The organism is Chryseobacterium vietnamense (genome assembly GCF_031454475.1).
In the GTDB taxonomy this organism is placed as follows: Bacteria; Bacteroidota; Bacteroidia; order Flavobacteriales; family Weeksellaceae; genus Chryseobacterium; species Chryseobacterium vietnamense.
Genome location: NZ_JAVDQX010000001.1, coordinates 2,021,557 through 2,040,343, shown reverse-complemented (window position 1 = coordinate 2,040,343; position 18,787 = coordinate 2,021,557). Strand labels below are relative to the sequence as shown.

Annotated in this window: 18 protein-coding genes; 11 read left to right on the top strand and 7 right to left on the bottom strand. The window is 35.7% G+C overall.

Annotated elements, in window-relative coordinates; all coding sequences use genetic code 11:
• Positions 1-141: 141 nt before the first annotated feature.
• Positions 142-1,281 carry a helix-turn-helix domain-containing protein gene (locus J2786_RS09250; RefSeq protein WP_310024835.1) on the top strand — a complete coding sequence of 380 codons (1,140 nt, stop codon included), beginning with the start codon at positions 142-144 and terminating at the stop codon, positions 1,279-1,281.
• 155 nt (positions 1,282-1,436) lie between these two features.
• The gene (locus J2786_RS09245; protein WP_047433680.1) at positions 1,437-2,495 is read left to right on the top strand and encodes a serine hydrolase domain-containing protein; all 1,059 of its coding nucleotides are present in this window, start codon (positions 1,437-1,439) and stop codon (positions 2,493-2,495) included.
• Positions 2,496-2,599: 104 nt separating this feature from the next.
• Here J2786_RS09245 and J2786_RS09240 read toward each other — a convergent pair whose 3' ends face one another.
• On the bottom strand, positions 2,600-4,996 hold the full coding sequence (locus tag J2786_RS09240; protein WP_047433679.1) for a hypothetical protein: 2,397 nt from the start codon (positions 4,994-4,996) through the stop codon (positions 2,600-2,602).
• Between the two features lie 482 nt (positions 4,997-5,478).
• On the opposite strand from J2786_RS09240, the gene J2786_RS09235 reads away from it, so the two are divergent.
• Positions 5,479-7,389 (top strand): amidohydrolase, encoded by a 1,911-nt coding sequence (locus J2786_RS09235; protein WP_185097559.1) that lies wholly within the window; start codon positions 5,479-5,481, stop codon positions 7,387-7,389.
• A gap of 69 nt (positions 7,390-7,458) precedes the next feature.
• On the opposite strand, the gene J2786_RS09230 is transcribed toward J2786_RS09235, so the two are convergent.
• From J2786_RS09230 to J2786_RS09215, 4 genes are all read right to left on the bottom strand, one after another.
• Positions 7,459-7,629: a lmo0937 family membrane protein gene (locus J2786_RS09230; protein WP_047433678.1), complete on the bottom strand. Its 171-nt coding sequence runs from the start codon at positions 7,627-7,629 to the stop codon at positions 7,459-7,461.
• Between the two features lie 55 nt (positions 7,630-7,684).
• On the bottom strand, positions 7,685-8,002 hold the full coding sequence (locus J2786_RS09225) for a hypothetical protein (RefSeq protein ID WP_047433677.1): 318 nt from the start codon (positions 8,000-8,002) through the stop codon (positions 7,685-7,687).
• Between the two features lie 125 nt (positions 8,003-8,127).
• Positions 8,128-8,676, bottom strand: a complete 549-nt coding sequence (locus J2786_RS09220; RefSeq protein ID WP_310024831.1) for a type 1 glutamine amidotransferase domain-containing protein — start codon at positions 8,674-8,676, stop codon at positions 8,128-8,130.
• Between the two features lie 97 nt (positions 8,677-8,773).
• Positions 8,774-9,226 (bottom strand): PA2169 family four-helix-bundle protein, encoded by a 453-nt coding sequence (locus J2786_RS09215; RefSeq protein WP_052187098.1) that lies wholly within the window; start codon positions 9,224-9,226, stop codon positions 8,774-8,776.
• A gap of 214 nt (positions 9,227-9,440) precedes the next feature.
• Here J2786_RS09215 and J2786_RS09210 point away from each other — a divergent pair, with 214 nt between their 5' ends.
• The 7 genes from J2786_RS09210 (at position 9,441) to J2786_RS09180 (ending at position 16,608) form a co-directional block, all read left to right on the top strand.
• Positions 9,441-10,319: a helix-turn-helix domain-containing protein gene (locus tag J2786_RS09210; protein WP_047433675.1), complete on the top strand. Its 879-nt coding sequence runs from the start codon at positions 9,441-9,443 to the stop codon at positions 10,317-10,319.
• A 90-nt stretch (positions 10,320-10,409) separates the two neighbouring features.
• Entirely contained in the window at positions 10,410-11,465 is a 1,056-nt protein-coding gene (locus tag J2786_RS09205; protein ID WP_047433674.1) for an alpha/beta hydrolase, read from the top strand.
• 68 nt (positions 11,466-11,533) lie between these two features.
• A complete protein-coding gene (locus tag J2786_RS09200; protein WP_310024825.1) occupies positions 11,534-12,100 on the top strand; it encodes a DapH/DapD/GlmU-related protein in 567 nt (188 codons plus the stop codon).
• A 105-nt stretch (positions 12,101-12,205) separates the two neighbouring features.
• Entirely contained in the window at positions 12,206-12,625 is a 420-nt protein-coding gene (locus tag J2786_RS09195; RefSeq protein WP_310024823.1) for a cupin domain-containing protein, read from the top strand.
• 269 nt (positions 12,626-12,894) lie between these two features.
• On the top strand, positions 12,895-13,566 hold the full coding sequence (locus tag J2786_RS09190; RefSeq protein ID WP_047433672.1) for a hypothetical protein: 672 nt from the start codon (positions 12,895-12,897) through the stop codon (positions 13,564-13,566).
• Positions 13,567-13,977: 411 nt separating this feature from the next.
• The gene (locus J2786_RS09185; protein WP_052187097.1) at positions 13,978-14,616 is read left to right on the top strand and encodes a hypothetical protein; all 639 of its coding nucleotides are present in this window, start codon (positions 13,978-13,980) and stop codon (positions 14,614-14,616) included.
• A gap of 360 nt (positions 14,617-14,976) precedes the next feature.
• A complete protein-coding gene (locus J2786_RS09180) occupies positions 14,977-16,608 on the top strand; it encodes a DUF6119 family protein (protein ID WP_047433671.1) in 1,632 nt (543 codons plus the stop codon).
• A gap of 110 nt (positions 16,609-16,718) precedes the next feature.
• Here J2786_RS09180 and J2786_RS09175 read toward each other — a convergent pair whose 3' ends face one another.
• Positions 16,719-17,192, bottom strand: coding sequence for a hypothetical protein (locus tag J2786_RS09175; protein WP_047433670.1), 474 nt, complete (start codon positions 17,190-17,192; stop codon positions 16,719-16,721).
• 197 nt (positions 17,193-17,389) lie between these two features.
• Positions 17,390-17,611, bottom strand: coding sequence for a hypothetical protein (locus J2786_RS09170; RefSeq protein WP_047433669.1), 222 nt, complete (start codon positions 17,609-17,611; stop codon positions 17,390-17,392).
• A 215-nt stretch (positions 17,612-17,826) separates the two neighbouring features.
• Between J2786_RS09170 and J2786_RS09165 the strand changes: the two genes are divergently transcribed.
• Complete coding sequence (locus tag J2786_RS09165) at positions 17,827-18,354, top strand: hypothetical protein (protein WP_047433668.1); 528 nt, start codon at positions 17,827-17,829, stop codon at positions 18,352-18,354.
• Positions 18,355-18,787 lie beyond the last annotated feature (433 nt).

Here is an 18,787-nt window from a genome sequence, read left to right as displayed (position 1 = left end):
TCAGATGATGACAGATAAAAAACTCAGCCAGTGTCAATCTAATTTTTATATTTGCATTTGTAGGATTGGGATTCTCAGAAAACCGCCGGAATACTCATAAAAATTTTAAAATATAATAACCAAAACAAAGAAGAATAAGGAATGGATAAGAGTAATTTATTGATTATTATCGCTTCGGTTTCCGTATTCATTTCTGTACTTCTTGCGATTTTCCTTGTTACAGTAAAAACCAGGCACAGAGTAAGCAATGTTTTATTTGCTGTTTTTCTCATCATTAACGCCATAGATATGAGTGATCCTCTGTTTACTATGGTGTCTGATGGACCATCCAACCTTGGAATATTCAAAAATATGCTTGTGTTTCTGCAAATTCCGGTTTTTTATCTCTACGTGTTATCCGTTTGTTATTCGGATTTCGAACTGAAATCCCAGTATCTGCTGCATGCGCTTCCGTTTTTGATTGCTAATCTGACTTTACTGCCTCGTTTTTATGGGGTAGATATGGCATCGAAAATTCACTTTATTGAAAACCGTCAAAACATGGTAGAATTGAAGTTTAATCATGTTCTGTTGCATGTCCAGATGGTTATCTATTTTGTTGCGGTTTTCAGAGTATTAAGGAAATCAAAGACGCTTTATCTTGAAAATTATGCCGGGAAAAACATCAGTTCTTACCACTGGCTGTTCCAGTTTACGGTTGTATTGTGTATAGTTTATGCCATCGCTCTTTTAAAAAACATTCTTAAGTTTTCAGAATATGTCTACATTTCGGAAGGGATAAAGGCTGCACTTTTATTATTATCCCTTTTTATTATTTGCTGGTATCTTTTCAAAGCATTGAATCATCCTGAGCTTTTCAGAAACGTGGATTCAAAATTGAAACTGGTTTCCGAGATGGTTTCGGAAGAAAAAAATAATGAAGAACCAGTGACAAATGACAGGGAATATAATGAGGATCTTTTGAGATTAAAAAAGTATATGGTGGAGAAAAAACCGTTTCTTAATTCTTCCCTTACCATTCAGGAGGTTTCGGGAGAAATTGGAATTCCTGTCAGAGAATTGTCTCTTTTAATCAATCATCAGTTGGGTCAGCATTTCTATGATTTTGTAAATACCTATCGTATAGAAAATGCCATGAATATGTTAAAAGATGAAACCAAAAGTAAGGTGACGATCCTTGAAATTCTGTATGAAGTGGGGTTCAATTCAAAATCTTCTTTTAATACTGCCTTTAAAAAACATACGGGAACTACGCCTACGCTTTATCGTAAGGGGTTGTAACACAATATTTTGTGATTACTCGTACGCTTTCTCAGAATGATCCGTACTTATTTTTCTGAGAAAATGGGAACGATTACTTTTATTCGGTCGTCTGCTTTCAAGGGCTTCCACATCTTTGTATCGAAATAAATTTTTAACATTTAAAAAACGATACAATGAAAACATCTTTTCAATTTTTAGCAGTACTGTTATTCTTAAGCAGCTTTACTTTCGGACAAAAAAAATCCGCAAAAATTGATTCCATTATCCAGGATAATTATAAAAAAAGTCCAGAGGTAGGAATCAGTGTTGGCTTTATCAGTAATAATGAAGAATATTATACGGCATATGGTAATATAAGTAAGGAAAGTAAAAGCAGGATTGATAAAAATTCTCTGTTCGAAATTGCCTCTATTACTAAAATTTTAACTGCCAATTTAATTGCCCAGGCAGTGATAGACCGAAAAATAAAACTGGATGATTATATCGACGGTTATCTTCCCAAAGAATATGTGTTGCAACAAAATCTTAAAAATAAGGTCAGAATTTCAGACCTTGCATCTCATCAATCCGGTTTACCCGATATCGACTTCCCCAAATTAATAGAACTGAATCCACAGCAGCCTGTAAGCAACGTCACCCAAAGTACACTGACCTCTCTAATCAATAACTGTAAAGAGCTTAGAGATTATGGCAAGTACCAATATTCAACCATGGGTTACACTTTACTGGGACAGATTCTGGAAAAAGTATATGGAAAGAGTTATGATCTCATTATTAGAGAAAAACTAATAGATCCATTGAAAATGACCACTACATTAACAAAGGATTTTAACGTGAAAAACAAAACGACTGGTCACAATGCGGATGGAGGAATTCAGGAATTTTTCAATTGGAATGTTACCGCTCCCGCCGGATTGGTAAAATCTAATTCAACCGATATGATAAAGTTTTTAAAGGCGGTATTAAATGATAAAACCAAAGTAGGTCAGGCTTCCATAATAGCGGAGAAAATCTTTTATAAAGATGACAAAAGAGAAATGGGATTAGGCTTAAATATATCAACGGATGATCAAAATACGCTCTATTTAAAATCCGGAGATTCTATGGGACAGTCTTCCATCATATGTTATAACAGGGCTAAAAAGTGGGGCATTATCATCCTTCTTGATCAGAGAAACTCAAAGATGAGACAGGATCTTCTGAATACAATTTATGATACCGTCCTGAAGTAAGGGTTGTAAGCCTGTTTATTCAATCAATATTTATTGTAATGAAAAGGGACAAGTCTGAATACAGACTTGTCCCTTATGGTGATCTACAGAATCTTTTTTGAAGATTATTTTAAAACTTGCTGGTCATAAAGAAGATTGTCATCTTCATCAAAGCTTATGATCAACATTTTATATTGTTTTGCACTGTCGTTATTAAAGAATTTAATTCTTGGAGGAACATAATCACTGTCAAATAAATTAGGATTCCAGTACAGTGTTTCGCGGGTATCGTTTTCAATTTTTTCCGGTGCGTCATCATCTATCATTTCAATCGGGAATTCTGAAGGTTTATCATATCCTTTGATGATGGATGAGTTGTTCTTTTTCGTCTCTTTTTCATTGCTTTTAGCCTGCATGTTGCCTTTCATTGTGTAGATGGCTACGGCATCACCTACCAATCCTGATCCCTTAATAATTTTTACCATCGCAATATTGTTGATGGGTAGAGTGGAAATCATGGTAGGATCGGTCGCTATTTCATCTAAAAAGAGCTTGGCTTGCTGGCCCCGGATGTAGGGTACGTTAGCTCCTGAATTATTCCTCTGAAATGTCAGTCCGGCAGCTTTTCCCTGCAGCCAGTCTAAAATATTGGTGTATCCCGAGGTATGCTGATCTTCATTGACAAAATCAAATACCGTAGAATTGACTGAGCTGAACATTCCGGTGGACAGTTGTTTATCCAGTTCTGCTTTCGGATCTTTCTTTTTTCCTACTAAGGCTACTTCCTGAATTTGTATATCATTACTCTCTTTCTTTTTAATATTTTTTTGAGTATTGATAGCTCTGGAAATTGTAGAGGTAAGGGTTTTATTTTTACCCGCTTTCACCAAGGTATATTGAGTCGCCGGGAAATTACCCTTAAATTGGGAAGGGGTGACCAGCGGTTCTATGGTGACAAACAAATCATTATTTCCTGATTCTTTATTTTCTGAATTAACAAAGGCTGAAATTTCCAGCGGTTCATCATTATTCAGGTTATTTAAATAGATATATCCGTTTTGATCTGTTTTGAATTGGCTGAATACAGGCTGACTCTGACCGGATTTTGATAACAAATTGATATTCGTGTTGGGCAGAAGAGCATTATTTTTAATAGGTTTTACTCTGTAAGAAAGGTATTTTTGAGATGGGGTTTTAATGGCTGGGGCAACTCCGCTGAGTACAGCATTCCAGTCGAATCTTTTCCAGTTTTCAGAAATAAGAAGGGCGTCCAAAGCTTCCGTATTGGCATTCTTCGAGAAGTATTGTGCCGGGCTGTCTATTCTTGTTGGAAAATCTCCCGTTAACCAAAGCGCACTCAGAATATTATCTTCTTCAGGAATTGGGGTACCACTATCATCACTTACTAAAACCGTGTAGTTTTTGAAATAAGATTCCGGAGAAAGATCAATACTGTTGAAAGCTCTTGGGGTTAGCTTTAAGCTTTGACCTACTATTTCTGCTTTCTCAATCTTTAAATTACCTGGTTTTACAAAACAAAGCCTTTGTGCAACAACATTATCCTGTTCATCAAAAATAACCAATTGCAAAACCACGTTGGCGCCACTGCTGATTTTCGTAGGAATAAGACTTGATGCTTCATTGGTCAGATGGTTGATATTGGCTCTGTAAGCAAGATGATTATTGATCATTCCAATAATTTTATAACCCTGAAGCTGCTGTTTGAGATGAACACCTTTTAAATTATATTTTACTCCTTCTTTGGAACTTGAAACTTCTATACTCAGGCCGCTGTCTGCAACTTGTGGCAAATCTATTGTCTGACTTTTTCCATTATTATCCTGAATAACAGCCTGATATTTCTTGCCTGATGCCGGAGTTATCTTAAAAGAAGCTATATTTTTATCAAAAGATTTGAATGTGGTAACAGGAGTATTGGGATTTTGGCTGTCTATAATTTTTCCCGACCAGTTTTCCGGCAGAGAAGAATTGGAAGATAATCTTACCGCAAATTTTGTAGGCATACCGCTAACAAAAGTTCCGCCTTCAGGAAAGACTTTGGCAGACCAGTCCGAGCTTTTTGCAATGACCAGTGATTCCGGAGAGTTCGGATTGTAAACCGGAATTGTTTTGACAATTTGGAAGTCTTCATTAAAATTGGTCATGTAAGGAGTGTAAGCTCTTACAAAATAAACCTGCTCGGGAAGGTCTTCTTTCAGTTGAAAATCTCCGCTGCCTTCACCATTGGTAAGAAGTACAGTTTTCCAGTCTATTAATTTTTTATCGGAATTATACAGCTCAACAAACAGAGTAGTGGATAATGCGGAGCGGTTATATCCGTCAAATACAAAACTTTTGAACCAAATTTTATCACCAGCTGCGTATTGCGGTTTGTCGGTAAGTACATATACTTTCTCCTGCTCGTAATTATTCTCAAGATTAGTAATTGCTTTTTCCAGTTTGGTTTGTGACAGTACAGGCTGTACCATTGAAAGTAGCAATACACAGAACATATTTTTCATAGAAATCTCAGCGCATTTTAATTCTTTGCTAATGTAATCATTTAAAGACTTCTGAAGTTGATTTTTAACATGTTATTTCACAAGACCGAAAAGAGATTGGTGATGGTTTTTTACCAAAAATTACCGGATGCATTGCCTGATGAGGTATTCCAAACATCATGTTGTAATTGTGAATTAAACAGGAACATGCTGTAAATTAAAATTTTAGACAATAAAATTTAATCAACATTGAGTGATAAAAAATATTTTGAATGAATATTTTTATTATTTTTATAAAATAAACTAAAACATGAAAATATATGAAATTTATTCACGTTCCCGAATTCAATCTGACCTAGTACCTTAAAAATCATCATCAATTTGCATTACAAATAAGCCTCCTCTGATGAGAGGCCTGTATTTCTATGTACTTAAGGTACAGTATAATTAAAAGTCAACACACAAAATTAAACTTAAAAAAAACCTTAAATCCAATTATTCCTATGGAAAAATCACACAATCACACGCATGGCTGCACGCATTGCTCTTGCCACAATCCTGTTTTGGATGTTCTTAAAGAAGACCTTTTCAGTGCAGAAAATATGACGAAACTCAATCCGGGTTCCGGAAAAGCAACCCACGAAAAACCACAGACTCTGATGGTAAGCGGAGGAATCATCCGTCCTATGATCGGAGGATCTACAGCTACCGTTGAATCCGTTGGGATCGCGGATGGAAAAGTAGTGGTAACCGGTACAAAAGATCAGGTAGAAAACTATATGAAAGCAAACTATCAGGGATTTCAAAGAAAAGAGTTAACTCCTACCCAAACTTTACTTCCCGGCCTCATAGAGCCTCATGTTCATATGATTCCAACAGCCATGATGCAGGGATGGCTGGATCTGAGCCCTTTTGAAGGACAGAATTTAAAGGCCGTATATGACCTAACCTCTGTAGGAACCATCATCAACAATCATATTCCTAAAATTCCGGGTGCGGTTATTTTAGGTAGAGGACTAGATCCTTCATTAATGCCTTTTAAGGAAAAAGACGGTAAAAAAGAGTTAATAACCATCGATAATATACTGCTTGATAGTATTAATCATATTACACCGATGATGCTGTTAAGTGCTTCCATGCATACCCTTTATCTGAATACCAAGGCGCTGGAATATGTATTTAAACATAATTCTGATATCAGTGACGAGTATAAAACTGTTGAAAATTATATTGCTGAAACTAAAGGTCAGCTGCAGGAAGGCTTACAAATGACTCCGGCACTGAAGACGGTAAAACTGCAGATCATTGCGATGAGCATAGAGATTAACAGGTATCTTACTAACCTTTTCAATACGGCCAATTCGAGAGGAGTTACTTTTATGTATGATGCCGGATTAAATAAAGGATCAGAAATGCTTTTGACCAAATATTTTGAAACTCATCCTGAATGGGTAAGAACGGGCGGGGCATATCTTTGTTCCAATCAGGAAGATGTTGACAACCTGAAGCCTTATAAAGAACCGGATCATTATAAACCTGTTTATTACGGACATATTAAAGTGGTTTCAGATGGCTCCAACCAGGGTTTGACAGGGTATCAGAGTGCTCCTTATCTGTGTAATCCTGCAAATAATACAGGAGTATTTAATTTTCCGCAGACAGGTATTCCTGCCCATACGATTCCGCCAAGCTATAATGCATTAATTAATAGTGTGGTAGCTGTAAAAGGCTGGCCACTCATGGTTCATGCCAATGGAGATCAGGCAGTGACATTTGCCATTAATGCTTATCAGCGTACTTTGGCTCAATATAAAGGTCCTGAGCTTCGTAACCGTATTGAACACTGTTCACTGCTGACGGCAGACCAAGTTACCAATATGCTCCAAATGGGAGTTTCTCCAAGCTTCCTTATCGGACACGTAGGCTACTGGGGCTATGCTTTTAAAGAAGTCATCTTCGGTGAGAAAGCGCAAATGCTTGATCTTTGTGGTTCAACACTTGCTGCCGGTATGAGAATTACCCTTCATAGCGATAATGAGGTAAGTCCCTTGGGTCCTTTAAGAATGATGGAGCAATCCATTACCAGAATCATGGAAAAGAATCCGAATGATATTGAAGTTTTAAACAGTGCAGAACGTCTTACCCCTGAACAGGCTTTGATTGCAGTTACTTACGATGCTGCCTGGCAATGTTATGCAGATAAATGGGTAGGATCACTAGATAAAGGCTACTTTGCTGATTTTGTTATTTTGGAACAGGATCCTCTTTCCTTAAATACCCCTTCACTGCAGTATATGAAAATGAGAGATATTCCGGTATTGGAAACCTGGGTGGGCGGTATACCCGTGTATATAAATGATAAAGCCACAAAAGCGGCTACTGAAAAAGATGTACTTTTTTCAGATAATTCATAGTTTGTTTTACATTATTGCTGATTAAATATCAATCAGAGTAGATGGTTTTCTACTCTGATTTTTTTGTTTTTAATTAAGAGGTTTTCTGCCTGTAAAAATATTGATCAGAACAACAATAATGGCAACAACTAAAAGTGTGTGGATTAAACTTCCTGTGTCCATCCCCGGAATGATTCCGAGCATTCCCAGGAGCCAGACGGCAATGCAGATGACTGCAACAAGCCATAATAAATTTCTCATAATATTATTTTTTGTGGTTAGTGTTGTGGTGTCGTGTATATCTGGTGGCTTCGTTTTATTGATGCCTTACCCCTTTATGGTGATATTGGGTGCTTTTATGATCGGTTTTATAGTTGGAGTAAACGTTATCAGTAACTGTACTGTAGCTTTTATTAGAATACTGATCATTCTCTACCTGCGGCAGGGAATAATGAAACTCCTTGCCGTTCTTATAAAGTTTGTTATCGTAAGTACGGTAAATCTGATTTTCTTTATAAGAGTTTCCATCAGGAGCAAGATATATTTTGCTTTTCTTGCCTTTTTTTCGCAGGCCCAGATAAAGCAAAGAACTTCCTGCTGCAAGAGCCAATGTAATTTTTACTATATTGTTCATACGATTGTGATTTGATTTTAATAATTACAAATTTTTTGCCATAGGACATAAATGTGGTACTTTTTACATACAAAAATCTGATGATAAGAAAAGAAAAAGTCTGGAAGAACCAGACTTTATTTGTTTCAGAGCGTTTGTTCCGAATGTTTTCCTTCCCTGATCTCTTCTGCAAGTTTCGCGTTGAAGGCAGGAAGGTCTTTTGGAGTTCTGCTCGTAACGAGTCCGGCATCTACTACCACCTCGCTGTCTTCCCAGCGTGCACCAGCGTTTTTTAAATCCTGGCTGATGGAGTTTACGGAAGTCAGATTTCTGCCTTCTACCACACCAGCGTTGATCAGTACTTGTGGTCCATGGCAAATGGCCGCTACTGGTTTATGCTGAGCAAAAAAATCCTTTACAAAGTTGAGTGCTTTCTCATTGGTTCTGAGCTGATCCGGATTAATAACTCCACCCGGTAATACCAACGCATCATAATCCGAAGCTACTGCATTTTCCAGCGTTTGATCCACCGGATATTCCTTTCCCCAGTCTTTTTCTGCCCAGGCTTTAATACTTCCTGATTCCGGACTTATGATATGCGCGGTCCATCCCTGTTGTTCCAGATATTCTTTTGGTGAACTTAGTTCACTCTCTTCAAAGCCATGTGTGGCCAGTATTGCAATTTTCTTTGACATACTACTGTTTTTTGTGTTAAGTACCGGAAGATTTATGACTTCCAATGACAACGTGCGAATGTTGTGATGATTAAATAGAACTTACCTCAGAGGTTATTTACTTCTTTAAGTCTTCAAGAACCTCAAATTTATCATGAGAAGCCTTAAGCTGATGAAGCTGATCCAGTACAACCCTTGAGCTTTCCGGGCAGAGATCACCGCTGTCTAAAGCATCCTGATAAGCATCTATAGCAGCATTCTCACCATATACAACATTTCCCAATGTAGAGTCGGCTGTATCTGTGGCAAAAGAATTTTTAACATCAATCCATGCTCTGTGGATAGCTCCTGCAGCTGATCCTGACTGATCCGGAGTGCCACCTCTTTCCGTGATCAGGTTGCTCAATTCGTTTTTCATCTTGTGAGACTGGGCGACCATGGTATCATAGTCTGCTCTCAGCAGTGGGTACTCATCCCAAACTTTGTCTTCAACTTTTGAAAATCCCTGAATTCTGTCGTTGGTAATGTTCAGTAAATCATTTAATACTGAAACTGTTTTCTCGTTGTTCATATCTTTATATTTTTAAAATGGTACTATGAACTTTGCAAGTGCCGTGCCTCAAACAGTCTATTTATAAAGATGTGGTATTTAAAAAAAACTTAAAATTTTGAAAACAAATCTTAATGAATCCCTGAATCGCTGAAATGATTACCATGTTGAGGAGGCAAAGGGATGGTTTTTTTGACACGTAATATTTATAGTTTGAATTTCTTAACTTTGAAAAATGAAAGAAAAGGTAAAAAGAGTTGTTTCGGAGTTTAATACTGAATTGAAATTAAAAGGTTTCCGTGCATTTCAGATTGAGCAGGACGGGAACGAAACCCGTGTGTACAGCAGAAAAGAATTCTATAAAATTTGCCTTACAACAGGAAAAAGTAAAATTCATTATTCTGACAAAAGCTTCGAGCAGGAAGGAACTGTCCTGTTTTTCGGAAATCCACATATTCCATATTCCTGGGAAACAATTTCAACCACTTATAAAGGTTATACCATTCTTTTTTCTGAAGAATTTTTCAAAAATTCTGAACGTTCCGAAAGTTTGCAGCAGTCTTCTTTCTTTAAAATCGGCGGAACTCCTGTTCTTAAAATCACAGAAGATCAAAGACAGTTTCTCAATACCATTTTCCAAAAGATGATTGAAGAGCAGGAAAGTGATTACCTTTACAAAGATGAGCTGATTCGCAATTATATAAGCCTGATCATTCACGAATCTCTGAAGCTGGAGCCTGCAGCAGATTTTGACCAGAACAAAAATGCAGCATCAAGATTATCATCCGTTTTTCTGGAACTTCTGGAAAGACAGTTTCCCATTGAAACCACTAATCAGTCGCTGCAGCTGAAATCGGCTCAGGATTTTGCGAAAAGCCTGAATGTCCACGTTAATTATCTCAATCGTGCTGTAAAAGAAATTACCGGAAAATCAACAACGGCTCATATTACGGAACGTATTCTTACAGAAGCAAAGGCATTGCTGCACCATACAGATTGGAATATCTCAGAAATAGCTTTTGCGCTTGGATTCGATTATCCGACATATTTTAATAATTTCTTTAAAAAACAAACCGGAACCAATCCAAAAGCCTTTCGTTTAACGGAAGTTTGAATTTCTTAATTTTTGGTTTGATTATCATTAACTGTCAGCACACGGCTGTTTCTAATTTTGTATCAGTAATTTTTAGAATAAAATTCAGATATGAAAATAGTAACAACAGTAATGGCTTTGTCCTTCCTTTTTATCGGACAGACTTTTGCGCAGAATAAAAAATCAAATCAAATTACAATGAATCCAACAGAACAAAGCGAACATTATACTTTCCAGCTCAGCAATAAAGTAACCCGTAAAGCTGTTACCTTCAAAAACCGTTACGGAATAACGCTTTCAGGAGATTTATATCTTCCGAAAAATGCAGGAAACGAAAAACTGGCCGCTTTGGCAATCAGCGGACCTTTTGGTGCGGTGAAAGAACAGTCTTCAGGTTTATATGCCAATCAAATGGCGGAAAGAGGTTTTGCCGTTGTCGCTTTTGACCCTTCTTACACAGGCGAAAGTGGAGGCGAGCCGAGAGATATTGCTTCACCGGACATCAATACCGAAGATTTCAGTGCCGCAGTTGATTTCCTGGGGCTTCAAAACAATGTTGACCGGAACAAAATCGGAATCATAGGAATTTGCGGATTTGGAGGAATGGCACTGAATGCGACTGCAATAGATAAGCGTATAAAAGCCGTTGCAACCACAAGTATGTATGATATGACAAGAGTAATTTCTAAAGGATATCATGACGCCGTTACCCTGGAGCAGCGGACAAAAACGCTTGAAGATCTGAATCAGCAAAGATGGAAAGATGCGGAAACAGGAAAGATGGAATATCCAGCTTCACATCTTCCGGAAAAATTAACTGGCAATGAACCTCAGTTTGTAAAAGATTATTTCAATTATTACAAAACCGAAAGAGGGTTTCACGAGCGTTCAGTAAACTCAACAAAAGGATGGAGGCTTACCAGCGCACTTTCATTTATGAATATGCCTATTTTAAGTTACATCAAAGAAATTTCACCACGCCCGATGCTTTTAGTTGCCGGTGAAAATGCACATTCAAAATATTTTTCCGAAGACATTTATAAAATGGCTGCAGAACCGAAGGAATTAATGATTATCCCCAATGCGGTTCACGTAGATTTATATGATAGAGTGGAGGTTATTCCTTTTGAAAAACTGGATAATTTCTTCAGAACACATTTGAAATAATTGAATATTACAAGAGTTGAATCCGCTTTGAAATGGCGGATTTACCACCTTTTTTTAAGTATATAATCATGAGATTTAACGAAGATATTTTCGCCAGACTTAAAAATGGCGAAACAGTAATGCCAGACGACCCGGAAATTCACAAACTACTGGAAGCTTCTTATGAGGTTAAAAAACAATTGATCCCACTCAATAATTCCACAGAACCGGATGAGATCTTAAAAATATTAAGTGAGATTGTTGGTGAAAAACTGGAGAACGTAGCGGTATTTACCCCGATCTATATCAATTACGGAAAGAATATCAACATCGGTAAGAATGTATTCATCAACTTCGATTGTACTTTTCTGGCTTTGGGCGGAATTACCATCGAAGATGATGTATTAATCGGTCCGAAAGTAAGTCTGATCACTGAAAATCATCCTTTGGAGCCTCAATATAGGAAAGGATTAACAGGCCAGCCTGTTCACATCAAAAGAAATGCGTGGATTGGCGCCAATGCTACCATTCTTCCCGGAGTTACAATTGGGGAGAATGCTGTGGTAGCAGCCGGAGCGGTGGTTTCAAAAGATGTTCCGGACCATGTTGTAGTAGGAGGAATTCCTGCAAAAATCATCAAAACAATTGAATCATAATGTAGGTGTAAGTTAATGAAATATCTAATTATCATTCTCTTAGCGTTCATTCCATCTGTAACTGCACAAAATAAAGTAAATTCAAACAAAATAAAATCCAGCAAAATGAGTACAGACATTCCTAAAATAAGTGATTTTCCTACAGGTGAAGAAAACAGGGCTTTTGCTCAATACTTTATTGGTAAATCCTATCTGGCACCTCTTACCGGTAATAAAGATCTAAATGTTCCTCTTTCCAATGTCACATTTGAGCCGGGCTGCCGCAACAATTGGCATAGTCATACCGGTGGACAGCTTTTGATTGTGGTGGGTGGCGAAGGTTTATATCAGGAAAGAGGAAAACCTGCCCGTCGTTTAAAACCCGGTGATATTGTGGAAATTGCTCCGAATGTGGAGCATTGGCATGGCGCAGTCGCCGGAAGTTGGTTCTCACATCTGGCAACGAATGGCAATCCGCAAACCAATCAGAATATTTGGTTGGAAGCTGTCTCAGATGAGGAATATGCTGAAGCCAACGCAATCTAATTTGCTGCCATAAGCAAAATTACTGCCTGTTTTAAAGGTAACGAATTAAAAAAATACACCCGATTGTTCATTATACAATCGGGTGTGTTGGTATCAAAAGGAGAATTAACATTTTTGTAAAATATAACCGGAGACATCCAGGTATAGAATACCATAATTTTTTCTATATTTATAATAAGTAAGTATATGTTTTGCTAATAGTTAGAAAAATGGCTTGTGTTTGTATTTTACACTCTAAAACATGCCTGTAAATAATATAAAAAAAGACAATGCCAATAAACTCAATACCTCCTGACGGAGGCCTGTTATATAAAGAAACAGATATGACTCAGTTTTTCCCTGAGCCTTTAAATGCAATAACAGCCCTATTATTTTTAGCCATCGCTATTTTCTGGACCTTCAAAATGAAGGATGATTTCAAAAAATATCCTTTTTTAACCTACTGCTTAATTTTATTATACATTGGAGCCATAGGAGGAACGGTTTATCATTCTTTCAGACAGTGGCCGGTATTTATTATGATGGATTGGCTGCCTATTATGTTGCTATGTCTCTCAGCCGGATTTTATTTTGTGGCGCAGAGTACCCGATGGTACTATGCTGTTGCAATGGTTCTGGGATGTCTGTTACTTATGGTGGGTTTGAGAAACTGGATTCTGATTGATAACCCTTCTCTTTTTATCAACGTCAATTATGCCATCATGGCGACATTTGTAGTTTTTTCGGTAATAAAATATTTGATTTATACCCAATGGAAAGCGGGAAAATGGGTAGGATTTGCAGTGTTGTCGTTTGTTTTTGCATTAACTTTCCGTATCTCTGATAAATGGGAGTGGTTCAGTTTCGGAACACACTTTTTATGGCATACTTTCGGGGCGGTGGCGACGTTTTGTATGTTTAATTATATTTATCTTACGCGGGATATCATTAGGAAGGCGTAAGTTCTTAGATCTTTCATCAGATCATAACTGGAGTTCTTTTAATGTAAAGGCCATTGATAATTTCGTTGTATCATAAGTGAGCTAGTGCTTCGACTTCGTCGCTCATGAAGCGGTGTGCTTATCCATGCGCTTCAAGGAATCAGCAAAGTTGAGTCTACACTTGGCTATCTTAAAAATCATCACTTCAAAAATAAAATCTCTGCGTCAAAAATATCGTCAGTATATTATCTTTTTATTCACTAAACTCCTTAAAATTAGGGATTTCCTATCCTTATTTTTATTTGTAAGTTAGTGCCGCAAAAATAGTACAGGATAAAAATCTACAGAACGATTCTGATGAAGAAGGATTCGTATTATTTTATCCTTCACTGTTTTAAAAAAATTATACACCCAAAAACTAAATTTATTACAATGAAGAAGACACTGATTATTCTATCAATAAGCGCTTTGCTTGCTGCCTGCAACAAAAAGGCTGAACAAAAAACAGAGGCAACTAAGGATACTGTCGCCATAGGAAATACTACAGCCGCAGAAAAATCTCCGGGAGAAACTACTCAATTTGACATCAACGCTGTGCCGGTTTCCACCGCTGATGTGGGTGATTTTCCCTTTTTCAGTTTTCCCAAAGGACTGGATTTTCAAAACAAACCAGTACAAAGAAGCTTTGACATGCTGTATTTTCCACTTAACGGCGTAATGAAACCCATAGAAGGAAAAATATGGAAAACATATGTAGTGAACGGGAAAAATAATGAAGAAGAATGGTCATTGCCGTATTTTTTGAAAAGCTATGATGATGCTATTACAAAAGTTGGCGGTGTAAAAATATTTGATGGTAAAGTTTCTCAGCCAGAGCTTGACAAAATAAAAGAAGATGCCAAATACTTTGGCGAGGAAGGTTCTATAGATTATTGGAATGAACCCGTAAAAGTATATGTCATCAGAAGAACAAATGGCGATGATATTTATATTCAGCTCTATGGAAATACAGCTAACGGAGCCATACAGATTCTACAGAAAGTCCCGGTTGAGCAAGGCACAAAATCGTAGAGTGAAGATGGTGGAAAAATAATGTAAGGATTATTAGATATCTTTTTGCTTAAAAATCCCAACGAAAGGTGGGATTTTTTTCGTCACTGAAACAAAACATCAGGCTTTAGAAAGTAACAAAGTAGCAAAGTCATAAATGTAGAAAGGTCAATAACTGAATTGTGTTATTGAGTAAGATAAGAATACAATAAAAACTTTCTTTTAGTTTTACTTACGGAAAACCGTAGAGTAAATACATTTTATATAATGATATTTGTAATATAGTTTTTAAATTTTAAGTATAGGTCTTAATTAATAAAGATTTCAATTTGTTAATTCATGAGTATTATTTATAATCAATTAAATTAAATCAGTAATTAGATGGCTAAAAAGAAAATAAAATTAAATGTAGTTCTTTTAAAAAATAATTTAAATATTGCAGCTCCTGAAACATTTATTGAAAATTATTTGCAAGACAACGAAATCAATTTCAATAAAGGAAATATCAATGCTATTCTCTATAAAAAGTTAGGTAGCTATAGTGAGCCTAAGTGGGTTGCGAATTTAAAAAATAAAATTGTTGGGGATTTTACTTGTGACTTTCCATCTAATCAAAGTTCAGGTGTAACTTTATTTATTGAAGTACAAGATAGAATTTTTGCAATTAATTTTGGAACGTTAGGGCGTTTCAATATAAATAAGAATGTGATAGAGAAAACATTTGGAATATATACTGCCAATAAATTGTTAAACAATGATTTAACAGCAACAATAAAAAGTGCTCATAGTCGAGTAAATGAAACAAATCCGGTTAATAAGCAACGCCAATACGGGGCTGATATATCAAATAATCAACTTTTCCTTTCAATGGAGGATAACGAAGCTCTTAAGGAACTAGCTGTAATTAGTTATTCATCAGAAGATTTTTCAAGAATGATAGGGAAATATAGCTCGTTAAATGTCCAATTTCTTTTTAATAATGTTGAAATACCTTGTTTTCAATATCTTCAACCAAAATTAAGCAGGCTTTTAGATCTTTATAAGTCTGTCTCTCCTGATGATGTTAAAAAACTATTTAAGGGAATTTATCCTCTTAATAGTCTGGAAGCAGAGCCTTTGAATACACAATTACCTAACAAATTAATTATGTCAACCGACACATTCTTTTTGTTTGAACCTGAAATAGATTATGATCTTAGTCTTGTTGCAGAGATTAAAATTGAAGGTGAATTATATGATGAATTGTCCCTATCTGCTTATCTCGACAAAAATCCTCAACCAAGTTTTGAAAACCTCACTGAAGACAAAATCTTTTTTCTAAATGAGGATGGTGATATAATTAAGGAGTGGTCAATTTTGGAGTGCTTGTATGGCGAAATTGAAGAAAACAATACAAATTACATCTTATCTGGTGGTGAGTGGTTCGAAGTTTCAAAGGATAAATATGATCGCGTTAGTCTTGCAATTGATGAGATAACTAATACTTCATTTGGTATTCCTGATCATATTAAACACAATATAAAAGGAGATATTGAACAAGCTATTATTCAAAATCAAAATTCAAATCAAAAAATTAATAAAGAAAATATCTTTAATATACATTTATCAAATTATATTCATGGTTATTTGTTTGATGAAGCAGCTAAGCAAATTAATCTGTACGAAGATAGATTTGAAGTATGTGATGTGCTTCATCAAAATACATTTTTTCATGTAAAATATAATTATGGTGCTTCGGCATTAAGTCACCTATTTAACCAAGGTTATGTGTCGGCCAAATCATATGCAGAATTTACTAGTAAATATGCAGAAGCAGTCAATTTACATATACCTGATGCTACAAATCACCTTTCTGATCAACCTGATAATGCTAAAGTTCATTACCTTATTCTTAACGATAAGTCAAAAGATAGATTAACATTTTTTTCAAAAATGGCTTTGGAAGAAAAAATTAGAACTTTACAAGCAATGCGATTTAATGTGAATCTGACTTGGATCCGAGATATGTATTAAATCAAAATCTCCAGACTTTGAGCTAGTAAATAATATTATTACCTTTAAACTTACTCCGATGTCAAGAGACTTCTAAAAACTAAGGGAATATTAATTGTCTAGTAACCAGATTATTTTTTTTCGAATAGTTTATCGAAATCAGTTATTAATGCTCTCATCAGCATTTCACCATTCTCACCTAGACCTTTATTATTTAACCCAATGTCACGCCTCATTTCATACATTATTTTTGTTATTAAACTTAAATGAAATGTTGATTCTTCTTTCTTCTGTGTATCATAAATATATTGGAAATAATCAGAAAAAGCTTTTATAACATTTGGAGATGCAAAAAGTACATATTTCTTATAAAACTCATACAATGCTTTTAAATTTTGCTCTGAAGTATTTCTTTTTAGTTTAGTATTAGCAAAAATATCAATGATCAGATTGACAAAGTTTTGATAAATTTCTCGTCTCTGCTTATTCAACTCATTGTTTAATTCTTTCTTCTTCTCAACTTGAGACTTTATTAAATATCCAATTCCTGCTCCAAATAGTGGTAATGTGATGGTCAATAAAGTTATAACTTGAGTTGTGTCCATAATATTTATTTATATGAAGTCTTCGAAATTGTAATAATAAGAACTTTCACAAATCGATTAGTACGGCTTCCCGTAAACAACAAAAATAAAAATCGTCTAAATATTTTGTATCCGTATTTTCACGGAAATTATTCGAAATTTCATCACAAAAAAATCCCAACTTTCGTTAGGATTTATCAATTATATTTTTTCGTAATCTATATTCCAACCATCTTAAAAAAGTTGGCAAGAGTTAAATTTCTGGCATGGCAGATTCGCATGATCGTGAGAAGAGCAATTTGATAATCTTTATCGTCTTTTATTCTTCGAACGGTCTTTTCATCAATGTTATGATCTACTGCAAATTTGCTGTTATTGTTCATAGGAATAACCCATTCATCTCTTATAAATTCAACAATTTTTCTATTTGCTTCTGTCATAGAAACAAATAAATTACATATTCTTATAAAAAACTCGGACTCAAATCCGAATATTTGCAATTTTTTCTTACATTTATAAAAAATAAGCCATTAAGAAAATTGAAGAATAATAAACGGTTCGCTTAAAAAATAGCTTCAGCTATACCTTAACGATTCTTCATCGCTCAAAATCCCTTAATGGTTGAGAAAAATTTCAACAATAAAAAATACAAACAATGAAAAAAAGCAGAACAAACTTTGGTTCCCGGTTTCGGGCAGAAAAGAAGCACTCAGGCTTGCGGGTGATGGAAACTTTCTTTCAGTTCAATGAGCTGGATGTTTCCAAAGAAAGGCTCAGCAATATTATGAATTATGCGGTAAAGAGAAATAGTTGGATCAATGAAGATCCGGCGGTGATCTTTGAGTTTCATCAGTCGATGAGGTCGTTGGTGCGGGCAGGCTATCTCATGATGCTGAAGGAAAAGAAATGGACGGTTGACACAAGACAGGAAAAGATTTCCCCGTGGGTTCTTGGTCTGCTTTCGGAGAAGGAATACCGGAATCCTCTGTTGGTTTTTAAAAAAGCCTTCAGCGCCTACACACTCAAAGAATTTGATTATTTTATGTCCGGAATTGTCTATTTTTCAATGGGCGTCTATGAACCTGCCGGAAAGGAATATTGTGATGCCTTACATTCATACGGTGAAAATGCTGGATGCTGCACATCTTATTCTTCAGAGAAAAAGAGAAAAGAAAATGACTGAGACTAATGAAGAATAGGGTGTAAACAATTGATTTACTTTCTTTTGTAAAAAAAATATAGTATTTTAACCATTAAGAAAATGAAGAGGATAAGATAAGTTAAGATTCATCTTTGATGAATGAAGAAGACGCTTTATGAATAACTTTAGCTCTGTTCTTAACTTTTCTTAAGAGCTTAAGAAAACTTAATGGTTCAAAGAATTATTAAGAGGAAATTGAACTTTGCATGCTTACATAAAACGGAATTATTAATAGAAACTTTGCGTTCATCTTTTTAATCAGGAATAATTTAAAATACAAACTGATGATATGTTTTTTCAGACGCAAAGATTTTATTTTTTAACTGTTGATTGTAAGGGAGCAAAGGAAAGAATCAACTTCGTTGCTTCGCTAAAGCATATGGATAGTCGTGCCGCTTCATCAGCGACAAAGTCG